This window comes from Syntrophus sp. (in: bacteria) (genome assembly GCF_040768185.1).
Lineage (GTDB): Bacteria > Desulfobacterota > Syntrophia > Syntrophales > Syntrophaceae > Syntrophus > Syntrophus buswellii.
Genome location: NZ_JAXGNC010000001.1, coordinates 285,857 through 299,092, shown reverse-complemented (window position 1 = coordinate 299,092; position 13,236 = coordinate 285,857). Strand labels below are relative to the sequence as shown.

The 13,236-nt window shown below is 54.6% G+C and carries 12 protein-coding genes; 5 read left to right on the top strand and 7 right to left on the bottom strand.

From position 1 onward, the window contains the following. Positions 1-27 precede the first annotated feature (27 nt). From AB3175_RS01420 to coaBC, 7 genes are all read right to left on the bottom strand, one after another. The gene (locus AB3175_RS01420) at positions 28-921 is read right to left on the bottom strand and encodes a diguanylate cyclase (RefSeq protein ID WP_367359149.1); all 894 of its coding nucleotides are present in this window, start codon (positions 919-921) and stop codon (positions 28-30) included. A gap of 120 nt (positions 922-1,041) precedes the next feature. Beyond that, positions 1,042-1,656, bottom strand: coding sequence for a phosphoribosyltransferase (locus tag AB3175_RS01415; RefSeq protein WP_367359450.1), 615 nt, complete (start codon positions 1,654-1,656; stop codon positions 1,042-1,044). A 201-nt stretch (positions 1,657-1,857) separates the two neighbouring features. Beyond that, positions 1,858-2,553, bottom strand: coding sequence for an MtnX-like HAD-IB family phosphatase (locus AB3175_RS01410; RefSeq protein ID WP_367359148.1), 696 nt, complete (start codon positions 2,551-2,553; stop codon positions 1,858-1,860). Positions 2,554-2,582: 29 nt separating this feature from the next. Next, positions 2,583-3,326, bottom strand: coding sequence for a slipin family protein (locus AB3175_RS01405; RefSeq protein WP_367359147.1), 744 nt, complete (start codon positions 3,324-3,326; stop codon positions 2,583-2,585). Between the two features lie 22 nt (positions 3,327-3,348). Next, positions 3,349-4,641 (bottom strand): nodulation protein NfeD, encoded by a 1,293-nt coding sequence (locus AB3175_RS01400; RefSeq protein ID WP_367359146.1) that lies wholly within the window; start codon positions 4,639-4,641, stop codon positions 3,349-3,351. Continuing rightward, positions 4,631-5,416, bottom strand: coding sequence for a uracil-DNA glycosylase family protein (locus AB3175_RS01395; protein WP_367359145.1), 786 nt, complete (start codon positions 5,414-5,416; stop codon positions 4,631-4,633). Before AB3175_RS01395 ends, AB3175_RS01400 begins: the two co-directional genes overlap by 11 nt. Positions 5,417-5,426: 10 nt before the next feature. Further along, on the bottom strand, positions 5,427-6,698 hold the full coding sequence (coaBC, locus tag AB3175_RS01390; RefSeq protein ID WP_367359144.1) for a bifunctional phosphopantothenoylcysteine decarboxylase/phosphopantothenate--cysteine ligase CoaBC: 1,272 nt from the start codon (positions 6,696-6,698) through the stop codon (positions 5,427-5,429). 407 nt (positions 6,699-7,105) lie between these two features. On the opposite strand from coaBC, the gene AB3175_RS01385 reads away from it, so the two are divergent. From AB3175_RS01385 to AB3175_RS01365, 5 genes are all read left to right on the top strand, one after another. After that, the gene (locus tag AB3175_RS01385; RefSeq protein ID WP_367359143.1) at positions 7,106-8,488 is read left to right on the top strand and encodes a radical SAM protein; all 1,383 of its coding nucleotides are present in this window, start codon (positions 7,106-7,108) and stop codon (positions 8,486-8,488) included. Positions 8,489-8,667: 179 nt separating this feature from the next. Beyond that, positions 8,668-8,898: a hypothetical protein gene (locus AB3175_RS01380; protein WP_367359142.1), complete on the top strand. Its 231-nt coding sequence runs from the start codon at positions 8,668-8,670 to the stop codon at positions 8,896-8,898. Next, complete coding sequence (locus tag AB3175_RS01375) at positions 8,891-10,408, top strand: M16 family metallopeptidase (RefSeq protein WP_367359449.1); 1,518 nt, start codon at positions 8,891-8,893, stop codon at positions 10,406-10,408. The genes AB3175_RS01380 and AB3175_RS01375 overlap by 8 nt, the downstream gene beginning before the upstream one ends. Positions 10,409-10,426: 18 nt before the next feature. Next, a complete protein-coding gene (locus AB3175_RS01370) occupies positions 10,427-11,857 on the top strand; it encodes a M16 family metallopeptidase (RefSeq protein WP_367359141.1) in 1,431 nt (476 codons plus the stop codon). 86 nt (positions 11,858-11,943) lie between these two features. Then, entirely contained in the window at positions 11,944-13,191 is a 1,248-nt protein-coding gene (locus tag AB3175_RS01365) for a M20 family metallo-hydrolase (protein WP_367359140.1), read from the top strand. The last annotated feature ends 45 nt before the right edge of the window (positions 13,192-13,236 follow it).

Below are 13,236 nucleotides of genomic sequence, written 5' to 3'. Positions count from 1 at the left end.
ACCCCTACCCTGAAAGGCGGGGGGCCTTCATGCGGACACCGAAGAATCGGCAATGCGAAACGGTTTCCTGCCGCTCTTCTTGGCGGTATGCATGGCCTCTTCAGCCCGCTTGATCAGCGCCTCCATTTCGGCGCCGTCATCCGGATACAGGGAGATCCCGATACTGGCGCCTCCGACGATGGTCCTGTTCCTCTTGAAAAGGATTGGCTGGGAGATGAGGGCATGGACTCGCTCAACAATCTTCTCCGCATTCCCGAGGTCATGAATCCCCGAAGCAATAATGAGAAATTCGTCCCCCCCGACGCGGGCCACCGTATCGCTTTCGCGAACACAGGCAAGGAGCCTCTGCCCCGTTCTGATCAGGATGTAATCTCCCGCTTCATGGCCGAGGCTCTCGTTGATGGCCTTGAATCCATCAAGATCTAAAAACATCACCGCAACGGCTGTTTTATTCCGCCGAGCCAGGCTGATGGCCATTCCAAGACGATCCCTGGCCAGCAGGAGTGTCGGAAGATCCGTCAAGGCATCATGGGTCGCCAGGTGCGCTATCTCTTCCTCCGCCCGTTTCCGCTCGATGACCAGCCCCAGGTAATTGGCCGCGATATCGAGCATCTTGACTTCTTCCTGCAGAAAAGGAGCATCGCCGTCTTCCGGGGGTTCCTGCCGGTAATTCACCTCGATGATCCCCGATACGCTGTCCTTCACCTTGATGTCAGCTTCCAGGCGCCATTTGCTCTCCTGATAATCCGCCGTCTCGTAAGGATGACCCTCCAGGAGAATTCGCGCACAGGCCATGGAAGGATACCGGAAAGCGGAAGGCAGGAGTTGAACCGTTTCCTGGAGAATCTCCTCCATGAAAATGCCCGGCGTATCGATCAGGTTACAGATGCCATAGATGCAATTCAATTCTTTTCCAGCCACCTGCGGGTTCCTCCTCCATCCAAACGCTGCGGATTGATTCTTCTTCGAAGAATTCTGTCGTCATTCCATCCCTCATCGGACGGCCTCTTCGGCAGATACGTTTCAACGCCGCTGAAGTGGTCATCCGATCATCGAACTAATTTCCCGGAGCGTCTGGATCGGCAGATCGATACGATATTTTTCCTTCATGCTCCGCCTCAGATGCTCCTCATCGCAGATGCCCCCGGCTTTGAGCTTTTTAATGAGCTCCGTCAGATCTTCCCGGGTATGCCAAGGGAAAATGACCCATCGCCACTTTATGATTTTTCTGAGATAGTAATGGGGAATCACCGTGGAGCAGGTCTTGTGTATCAGGACAGCGGTCCGTATCTCCCGCGGCTGAAGAGCTTCCAGGTGCTGGAGTGATACCCGGAGGGTGTCGCCGGTGTCCGTCACGTCATCGACCAGCAGGACCTTCATGCCCCGAATCTCGGCGCAGAGCGGATACTTGACGAAGGCCTTCTCGTTCATGACCGCAGTTCCCCAATGTTCGACCTTTATCGACGCAAGGTCATGAACGAGAAGGCAGTCGCAGAGAATCCGGGCAGGAACATAGCCGCCTCTGCCGATGGCGACGACGATCTCGGGACAATATCCCGAATCCCTTATGATACGCGAGAGCTTCTGTGAATCCTTGATGATCCTACCCCACGAGAGGAGATCGCATCGAAATTTTTCTTCAGCAGGCAACGGCATCGTTTTCCTCACCGCCTGTATCCCTTTACTTATCCAAAGGGAGCAGGTCATTTTCCGGCGCAAATTCTATGGACGTACCGGAAGAAATATTTTTCCCGTCCAGAGGGACAGTCGGAATGGTGACGGCCTTCTTGGCCAATCAGGGCGAACCGCTGCCTTCACCGACGAACGAAGGGGGCCTGCCGGGACGGGCCTCCTGAGTCACCGACGGCGCCTTGGCGAACTTCCCGCAGCATCTTCCGGATCCGCCAGTATTCCGTCAAGGATTTCACCCACATCCCGGAAATTCTCATAGGCGATGCAGGCCTTCCCCCTCTTCCTGCATTTCTCTGAGAGGATCGGTTTTGCAAAGACCAGGTCGGCCTTCTGGGACGGGCATACATCGGAATAACCGTCGCCTACGTAAATGATCAAATCGTAGGCCTCCCGATGGGCTTCGAGTATCGTGCTCTTGCAGGTCCCGCAAAGATCGCATCCGTTTCGGGGTGACGGAAACTCGATGGACACGGTGGCATCGTCCCGGAAGACAACCCTGTTCGAGTAAAATTCTATCTCCTGCAATCCGTGCTTTTGAAGAATGGAGGAAATATAAAAGTCCAGGCCGTCCGAAAGGATCTTCAGATCGATGCCCTTTTCTCTGCAGGAAGCATAGAAGGACAGAAAATAGGGGTCCAGCTTCTCCTCCCCCAGGGCGTAATCGACCATCTCCCTTTTTGTCCCCTTGAACAGCGGCTGAATCTGCAGGTAGGCAAGCCGTGAACCGATGACATTGGTGTAATAGGACCGGTCAATCTCCCGCCATCCCTCGGCAAAGCGGTTCATGATCGTATTGCCCATGTCATTGCTGCACGTTGTTCCGTCAAAATCACACAAGATCAGGATCCGGTTTCTGTCCATTCCTGAGGCACCGTTCACTCTCTTCCCTTTTATTCCTTTTCCTTTATAAAATGGCTGAACATTTCAATGGGAACCGGGAAAACCGTCGTCGAGTTGTTCTCCGAGGCGATCTGACTCAGGGTCTGAAGATAACGCAGCTGGACGGAGATCGGTTGGGTCCTCATCAGAGCCGCCGCCTCAATGAGCTTCTGGGCCGCCTGAAATTCTCCTTCCGCGGAGATGATCTTTGCCCGCCGCTCCCGTTCCGCTTCAGCCTGCTTGGCCATGGCCCGTTTCATCTCTTCAGGCAGATCGATATGCTTGACCTCCACAAGGGAGACCTTGATTCCCCAGGGGTCCGTGCTGCGGTCCAGAAATTCCTGCAGCTGAAGATTGATCTTTTCCCTCTCCGACAGCAGCTCATCCAGTTCGACCTGTCCGCAGACGCTCCGAAGGGTGGTCTGTGAAAGCTGAGAGGTGGCATAGAGGTAGTTCTCCACCTGAATAACCGCGGAGTTGGCGTCCATCACCCGGAAATAAACGACGGCATTCACCTTGATCGATACATTGTCCCGCGTAATGACGTCCTGCGGCGGCACGTCCATGGTGATGGTCCGCATGTCAACCTTGACCATCCGGTCGATAACGGGAATGAGAATAATAAGCCCCGGACCCTTGACGTTGAGAATCCGCCCAAGCCGGAAGATCACTCCCCGTTCGTATTCATTGAGAACACGAATGGCCGATGCCAGAAACATCACCACCAGAACGACAAGAACGATTGGCACGTACATGATTCACCCTCCCTTTTTTTGGTTATATTTCCCTGACCTGCATCTTCATCCCTTCAATGCCCTCTACCGTGACTTTTTTCCCTTTCGCCACAGGCTTCTCACTCCATGCGTCCCAGTATTCCCCCCTTATAAAGGTCTTGCCGGCATGGTGAATGTCCGTCACAGCAACGCCCTCCGCACCGATCAGTTCTTCGTAACCGGTGTGCTTTTTCCCCATCTGTGCCTTGACAACCAGACTGACAACAAAGACAAAAAAAGCGGAAACAATCACCAGAGTGGGGATCATGACCTTGAAAGATACCCGCAAGGCCGGTTCAGGAGAGTCAAAAAGCAGAAGCGAACCCAGCAGCAGGGAAATGACGCCGCCCACCGACAGGAGCCCGTGACTGATGATCTTGATTTCCGCGATAAAGAGAATCAGGGCAAAAAGGATCAGGGCAATGCCCGCATAATTCACAGGAAGGGTCTGCATGGCGAAAAAAGACATGATCAGGGAGATGCCGCCGATCACGCCAGGAAGAATCGCCCCTGGCTGCGCCAGTTCAAAGTAAAGGCCGGCGACACCGAGAAGAAACAGGAGATAGGCGATATTGGGATCACTGAGGGTCGTGAGGACCTTTTGCCGAAGGTTCATCGGAATTTCCCGGAGCATGGCCCCTTTTGTTTCCAGAACCCGCACATTTTCGCCAACCCGGACTTCTCGGCCGGAAAGCTGCTCGAGCAGCTCGGTCAAATCCTTGGCAACCAGATCAACGACCCGCGCCTGGAGAGCCTGATCGGCTGGAATCGATTCGCTCTTGCGCACCGCCCTTTCCACCCATTCCTCGTTTCTCCCCTTCTGCCTGGCAATGCTGATCGCATAGGCAACGGCATCGTTTTCCACCTTTTCCATCATGACCTTGTCGCCTCCCCCCCCGATGCCGATGCCGACAGGATGCGCCGCGCCGATGTTGGTACCAGGGGCCATGGCCGACACATGGGCCGCCATCGTGATGATCATCCCCGCTGATGCGGCCCTGGCTCCCGAGGGTGAAACATACACAATGACGGGGATCGGCGCCCCCAGAAGGCCTTTTACAATGTCCCGCATCGCGAGGTCCAGTCCGCCGGGAGTATCCAGAAGAACAACCAGTCCATTTGATCCGGATTTTGCCGCCCCGTCGATGCCCTGCAGAATGTAATCGGCAACAGGAGGCGTAATGGCGGAATCGATGCGAATAACGTCATAGACAGGCTGCCTTTCCGCGGCAGACAGGAAACCCGTCCCTCCCAGGATCAGCCACAGGATCAAAAAAAACCGTGCTTTATGTTTCACCTGAGTTCTCCTCTCCGAGGACTTTCATGATCTTTTGCACATCTTCCCACGCCTGCTTTTTGGCCGCCGGATTCCGCAGAAGATAGGCGGGATGGTAGGTCGGCATCAGTGGGATTCCGTGATAATCATGGAAGCGACCACGCAGCACGGTAATGGGCGTGCCTTTCTTTTTCAGCAGTGTCTGGGCCGCGAAGGTTCCCAGGGCACAGATAACCCGGGGGCGGATAGCCTCCAGCTGCTGCACCAGATGGGGCTCACAGGCCGCGATTTCCTCCGGCAGGGGGTTCCGGTTTCCCGGAGGGCGGCATTTCAGGATGTTGCAGATGTAGACGTTTTCCCGCTTCAGCCCCATGGCATCGATAATCCGGGTCAGAAGCTTTCCGGCACGTCCGACAAAGGGCCTTCCCTGCAGATCCTCTTCAGCGCCCGGCGCCTCCCCCACGAAGACCAGCTCCGCGCAGGGACTCCCCTCTCCGAAGACGAGATTCCTTCTTGTTTTTCCCAAAGAACAGAGGGAGCAGTGTTCCACATCCCGGAAAATCTCATCGAGAGATCGACCGTTTTGAGCTGATCCTTCCCCGATGCTCAATGCACCCGGCACTGCAGACGTTTCTTTTTCGGGAACAGGAGGCTCTTTCCCGGGCGGCGTCGTTTTCTCTGCCCCCACGGCCAGCCATGACAGGGGGCGATGCAGATCCCGCTCAAGCTCAAGCTGGCTCCTGAGTGAGCGGACGAGCGTCAACAGCTCCTCTCTTAAACGATCGGTTTCCATCATTAAAATGATCTTATTGAAGCCTGTTTTTCCCGCCGGCGGTCTTCCAGAGAGACAATAAGGACTCCGTCTTCTGTTCGGGTTGACTGCGGCGGCGTTCCCGAATTTCCCGGACTTTGTCCAGGATGACTCCAGCCGCCTCCATCTTATCCATTAGCGGCAGCTCCTGCATCTCCCCATCCCGGTCCAGAATCGTGATGATATTGGTATCTCCCTGAAAGCCGGCCCCCTCTTTCGTGACGTCATTGGCCACGATGAAGTCCATGTTCTTGGCCACCATCTTTCCAATGGCGTGTTCAACAAGATGTTCGGACTCCATGGCAAATCCGACCAGGATCCGGTCCTCCTTCTTTGCTCCGATTTCATGAATGATATCGGGGTTTCGTTCCAGCTTCACGGTCAAGTCTTCATTTTTTTTCTTGATTTTCTGATCCTGCCTGACCGCCGGCCTGTAATCGGCCACCGCTGCGGCCTTGATCACCACCGTCGCTTCCGGAAGGGCAGCCATTACGGCATCCCGCATTTCCCTTGCCGACGAGACGGAGACATGGAAAACTCCGGCAGGAATAGGCAGCTGCACCGGGCCGCTGACGAGGGTCACGGTTGCCCCCCTCCGACGGGCCATTGTGGCGACCGCATAGCCCATTTTTCCGGAAGAGTAGTTGGTAATGAAGCGGACGGGATCAAAAGGTTCCCGGGTAGGCCCTGCCGTGACCAGGACATGCTCATCGACCATATCCTTGACCGTCAACAGAGATTCGATTTCCTCCAGGATTTTCGGAATTTCCGGAAGTCTGCCCTTTCCCGATGTGCCGCAGGCCAATTCGCCTGCCGCGGGCTCCAGGACATGATATCCGTACCCGGCCAGCTTCCGGACCTGCTCCTGGACGATGGCGTTCTCATACATGTTGACATTCATGGCCGGACAGATCAAGACCGGCGACCTTGTGGCCATGACCGTCGTTGTCAGGAGGTCATCGGCGATTCCCGAGGCGATCTTCCCGATCACATTGGCCGTTGCCGGAACGATGACCAAAAGATCCGCATAATCGGCTAGGGCGATGTGCGCAATCTCATAATCTTTAATGGTATCAAACATATCCAGAAACACGGGGCCTCCCGACAGGGTCTGCATCGTGAGCGGAGTGATGAATTCCCGGGCATGGCGGGTCATGACAACCTTGACTTCCGCTCCCCCCTTCACCAGCTGCCTGGTCAGCTCCGCAGCTTTATAGGCTGCGATTCCCCCGGTTATTCCCAGTATGATTTTCCTGTTTTTCAGCATTTTTGTCGATCCCTCTAATAAGTACCCGTAATTACGTATATTTACAGAAATCAGACTATAGCAGTTCTAGGTGGCAAGTTCAAGGAATTATTCGCCTGATCACCGACGCGTCTCGTTCTGTAAAGGGATCCGCCGGTTCAACCAATCCGGATCTCGAACCGCCTTCGTTACGTGAACTCACTCCTGTACCCGATCGGCTTCGATTCGAACCAGAAGGGACATTTTCATCTTGTCCTCAGGCAGTCGGTTATGCTTAAATCACGCCTTATCTTCTTCAAGGGATCTGATGGTCATGGGGTGTTCATCCCGGTCTTCCTGAGTTTCGGAACCGGGGTGCGCCGACATCGGGAATAAGACATGAAACAAAAACCGTCATCTTCTATAACGTTTCCTCCAAAACCGACGTCATGAGAAACGCAAACGTCCTGCTGATCAACCCCTGGATCTATGACTTTGCCGCCTATGACTTCTGGAGCAAGCCGCTGGGTCTCTTGTACCTGGCCGGCATCCTGCGGAAAAATTCCATTTCTGTCCAGCTCATCGACTGCCTGAATCCGCTCCATCCAGGATTGAGTGACGACAGCGGTATCAGGAAACCGAAAAGAAAAGGCTTCGGACAGGGTCAGTATCCCAGGGAGGTCATCGCCAAACCCGACCCCCTGCAGGGCATACCGCGCAACTATCACCGCTATGGCATTTCACCGCGTCTTTTAAGGCAGGAGCTGCATTCCTGCGCCTCTCCCGATCTGATTCTGGTCTCCTCCATGATGACGTACTGGTATCCGGGGGTGTTCGATGTCATCAGGATTGTCAAGGAACTTCTTCCCGGAGTTCCCGTTCTCCTCGGTGGCAACTATGCCACCCTCTGTCCGGAGCATGCGTTGCGTTCGGGTGCCGATCACGTCCTTCCAGGAGAAGGGGAGCAGCATCTTCGATTCATCATTGAGGAACTGCTTCGACAGGAGATCACATTCCTCCCGGATCCGGCCGACCTGGACACGCTGCCCTATCCCGCTTTCGATTTGCTGCCTTACAAAGGCCAGCTTCCCATCATGACATCCCGGGGATGCCCGTTCCGCTGCGTGTATTGCGCCTCCCACATCCTGAACAGCGGCTTCCGGCGGCGCTCCCCCGGACGGGTGGCCGAGGAAATCGCTTTCTGGAACCGTCGATTCGGGATTTCACACTTTTCCTTTTATGACGACGCCTTTCTGATGGATCCTGAGGAAATGGCCGTTCCCCTGATGGAAGAGCTGATCCGAATGGGGCTGTCCTGCCAGTTCCATTGCCCGAACGGCCTTCACCTGCGCAGTATCGATGAGAAAATCGGCAGGTTGATGCTCCGCTCGGGTTTCCGCACCCTCCGCTTCGGCTTCGAAACGTCCGACGCCGGTCAGCAGGTTCGAACCGGGGGGAAAGTATCGAACGCACATCTGGAGAGGGCCGTGTCCTGCCTCAAGCAAGCCGGGTACAAGGCTTCAGAGATCGGGATGTATCTCCTCTGCGGACTGCCGGGGCAGACAGCCCAGGAGGTGGAGGAAAGCATCCGTTTTGTTCTTTCCTACGGTGCGAAGCCCATACTGGCTGAATTCTCGCCGATTCCCGGAACCGGTTTATGGAACCGATCCGTTTCCGCCTCGCCTTACGATCTCGTCAACGAACCCCTCTTTCACAACAACACCCTTCTTCCCTGCCGCCATGAACACTTTACCTATGACGACTACCGAAGGCTGAAATCCATGATTCGGTCCTACGGGAAGACGGTTTCTCCGCCTCTTGCCGCCCTGTGATCCTTCGCTGAAAGGATTGCTCCTGTTTCCCTTCATTTTTCCTGTTGCTCTTGAACAAAATCCCGGATAGTATACGCGATTTATGATATGCGGCAACGAACAACAGGAAGGAGTCCCGCGGAAAAGCATCTCCAAGGGAAAGGGGAGCGTTTACGGGCTATTTTGGAGACAATCGTCCCATGCTGACCTTTTGGCTGAAAACGGTGTGCGTCGGCTGTGCTTCACTGTTTTTTTTCCTCATGGGAATAGACAATCTGATCCATGCCTATTCGTTGACAAATCCGCACATGTTTATTGTATACTTTTTCTCGTCGAACCTGATTATCCTGATCAGCTTCACCGGCCTGCTTTTTTCCGTTTTCCGCATTGTCACCTTCATCAAAAAAAGGGGATCAAACCGTGATGAATAGAATCGCCCGAACCCGTCTTTACAGCTTCCTCTTTTCCGCCGTGGTTTGCTACCCGGCGCTTCTTCTTTGTCTTTCTGATTCTTCCTGCGCCTACGACCTCGAAAAGCAGGTTAAAACATATACCCTGGAAAACGGCCTGAGGATTTTGATGGTGAAAAGGGATTTCAGCCCCACCGTCTCCTTGTACATCCGCCATAAGGTCGGGGCCGCTGACGAGCAGAGCGGAAAGACAGGGACCGCCCATTTCCTGGAGCACATGCTTTTCAAGGGCACCCGCACCATAGGCACGAAGAATTACGGGCGCGAAAAACGCATCCTCGATGAAATCGCCCGGACCGGAGACGCCCTGGACCAGGAGAGAAGAAAGGGAGAAAAGGGGGACCCTTCCAAGATGAACTCTTTTCAGGCCCGACTGGACGAGCTTGAGAATGAGCAGCGGACCCTTGTCCTTTCCAACGAGATAGACCGGCTCTACTCCGAAAACGGCGCTGAGGCGCTTAATGCTTCGACAAGCCAGGACGTCACGACCTACCAGGTAAGTTTACCGGCCAATAAACTGGAGCTCTGGGCCAGGATCGAATCGGAACGGATGATGGCGCCGGTGTTTCGGGAGTTCTACGCCGAGCGGAAGGTCATCATGGAAGAGCGCCGGCAGAGCATCGAGTCCGACCCCGACGGAAAGCTCATGGAGCAGTTTCTCGCAGCAGCCTTTATAGCCCATCCCTATGGGCGTCCGATTCTGGGCTGGCCTTACGACATGAGCTATCTGAGTATCAAAGATCTGGATGGTTTCCTGAAACAATACCATACTCCCAGCAACACCGTCATTGCCGTCGTCGGAAATATTCACCATCAGGATGTCCTGCGGCTGATTACAAACTATTTCGGGCCGATCCCCGCCGGGGAACCACCCGAATCACGGATTACGGAGGAGCCCCCGCAACTGGGGGAACGAAGAATCGCCGTTTCATTTGACGCCAATCCAAGACTGGTCATGGGATTTCACAAACCCACCCTTCCGTCGCATGATGATTATGTCTTCGACGTGATCCAGGCACTTCTGACCGATGGAAGGGTCTCTCGGCTCCACAAGGTCCTGGTGGAGGAAAAGGCTGTGGCGGAAAGTGTCCGTTCGGCAAGCAGCATGCCGGGAACCCGCTATCCGAATCTATTTACACTGTTCGCCACGCCTCGTCATCCCCATTCCCTCGCTGAACTGGAGGAGGCCTTGATGATCGAACTGGAGCGGCTGAAAAAGGAACCGGTTTCAGACCGCGAACTGGAGCGTATTAAAAATTCCCTCAAAGCCTCATTTGTGCGCAGCCTGGATTCGAATGCGGAACTGGCCAGCATGCTCTCCTATTTCGAAACGGTTGCCGGAGACTATCGCTACATTGTTGAGCACCTGAAGATCATAGACAAAATCACACCGGATGACCTGATGAGAGTGGCCAGGCAGTATTTTACGCAGAACAACAAAACCATCGCCTTGCTTTCAAAAACCCCTTAGAATGAAAAACCTTCAGCCATGAAAACACTCTTACTGATCCTGAACATGATATTCGTAATCACCTTTACCTGCCATGGCGTCGCCCCGGCCTCGTCCGCCGAGCCCGACACTCTGATTCCCCCGGAGCGTCTGCACTATGCGCCTCTCAAGTTTCAGATTCCCCGGGCGGAAATAGCGGCGCTGGCCAACGGCATCCCCCTTTACATCGCCGAGGATCATGAGCTGCCTCTCGTAAAACTGACGGCCCTGGTCAGGGCTGGAATCGCTCACGATCCGTCGGGGAAGGAAGGTCTTGCCGATCTCGTGGGCGGTGTGCTGCTGACGGGCGGCACACAGCTTCTCTCCGGGGATGAAATCGATGAAGCGCTTGCCTTTATGGCTGCGGATATTGACTGCGGCGTCTACCTGGAATACACCCTCCTGACCCTCTCCGTCCTGAGGAAGGATTTGGACAGGGCTCTTGAGATCTTTGCATCGATCCTGAGAAATCCCGTTTTTGAGAAAGAAAAGTTTGCAACGGCCAAAAACCTGGACATCGAGGAACTGAGAAGGATACCTGACGATCCTCAGAATCTCGCCTTTCGCACCTATCGCAAGCTCCTGTACAGGGGCGATCCCCGGGGCAGACTTTCAACCCTTCAATCCCTTGAAAGGATTGCCCGAACAGATCTCCTGAACTACCACCGGGCTCATTTCACCCCGGGAAACATCCTGCTGTCTGTTTCCGGCGACATCACCGGAAAGGAAGCCTTGTCCCTGCTGAATCGCTGTTTGGGCGACTGGCAGGAGATCAATCCCGGCATGACGGCCCTTCCCCCGCCTCGAAGGGAGACCGAGGCATCCTTGACGCTCCTTCCCAAGGAGACGCCGCAATCCGTCATTATTTATGGCTCTTTCGCCCCCCCGATATCCTCCCCGGACTGTTATCCCTTTACCGTCCTGGATTTCATTCTGGGAAGCGGCGGCTTTCAATCCCGGATGTTTCAGGAGATTCGAACCAATCGCGGGCTTGCATACAGTTCGGGAAGCTTTTATCAGGCGAGAAGGGATTATGGGATCTTCGAGGCCTATGTCTTCACGAAGGCGGAATCCACCGCTCAAGTCCTGGGTCTGATAAAGGAGATTATACGAGAGTTCCAGGAAAAAGAGGTCGGCACCGGGGAATTGCAATGGGCCAAAAACGCCATTGCCAACAATTTCATTTTTACGTTCAAAACCGCGGATGATGTGGCCCTTCAACAGATGATGCTTGAATACAAAGGTCTTCCCGGCAGTTTTCTGGAGGAATACCCCGACAGGATTGCAGCCGTCGGAGCCGAAGATGTCAGGCGGGTCGCGGCAGCATATCTTGATCCGCAGAAATCGGTGATTCTCGTGCTTGGTCCGGAAAAGGAATTCGATGCCCCCCTTTCCAGGTTCGGAACGGTAAACCGGGAAGACGCCTTTTAGCGAGCGGCTGGTTTCCGACCCGTTACGATGGGCGTTCCTTTTTACCCAGGGGGATATTTATAACACATGAGGGAGATGATGAATAAATGGCAATGATTGATCGGAAGGCGTTCCAGAAATTATGCCGCAGAATTGATTCCTATGAAGAGGCAATGATTGAAATGCAGCGGTCCTTGACGGCCATTCCAGCCCTGTCCCCTGAGAGCGGGGGGCAGGGTGAATACGAGAAGGCAGGTTTTCTGAAATCGATCCTTCAGGAATGGGGCTTCAAGAATACCTCTGAGATAAACGCACCCGATCCAAGAGTGGCTTCGGGCATCCGCTCCAATTTGCTGGTCACGCTCCCGGGCAGGGATACGGAGAAAACAGTCTGGCTTCTGACCCATCTGGACATCGTTCCTCCCGGGGAGTTGAGCTTCTGGAGCCACGACCCCTATCAGGTCGTCGTCACGGACAGGCTCGTCTTCGGAAGGGGCACGGAAGACAATCAGCAGGACCTCATCGCGTCCCTCTTCGCGGCCAGATCCCTGGTGGATGAGGGAATAGAACCGGAGTCTTCCATCGGCCTGGCCTTTGTCGCCGACGAAGAAACGGGAAGCCTTTTCGGCCTGGATTTTATCCTCAAGGATTCTCGGAATCCCTTCCGGAAGACGGACCTCATTGTCGTGCCCGATGCAGGCAACGAGGAAGGGTCATTGATCGAGATCGCGGAGAAGAGCATCCTCTGGCTTCGGGTTAAGACAACGGGAAAGCAATGCCACGGAAGCAAGCCTCATTTGGGAAGAAATGCCTTTCTGGCCGCCTCCCATCTCATTGTGAAACTGACGGAACTGTACAACCTGTTCAGCAGAAGCGACGCGCTCTTTGAGCCGCCGGTAAGCACCTTCGAACCGACACGAAAGGACGCCAACGTCCCGAATGTCAACACCATCCCGGGAGAGGACGTCTTTTTCATGGATTGCCGCGTTCTCCCGGATTACAGCCTTGCCGGCGTCTGGCAACAGATCAGGAAGACAGCCGACTCCATCGAACAGGATTTCGGGGTGAAGATCGACATAACGGCCGTTCAGGAGACTGAAGCCTCTTTGCCCACGCCGGAAAATGCCCCCGTCGTTCAAGCATTGAAGAAGGCCATCTCGGAAATCTATTCCCTGGATGCCTTTCCTCGCGGGATAGGAGGCGGAACCGTGGCGGCTCATTTCCGGCGACAGGGTTACCCTGTCGCCGTGTGGTCAAAAGTGGGGCAAAAAGCCCATCAGCCCAACGAGTGTTGCAGCCTGGACACCATGCTTGGCAATGCAAAAGTCTTTGCCCATCTGTTTTTACAGAAATAAAAGACCCCTACAAAGACGTTGAAAACGTTTTTGTATAGTGTTAGC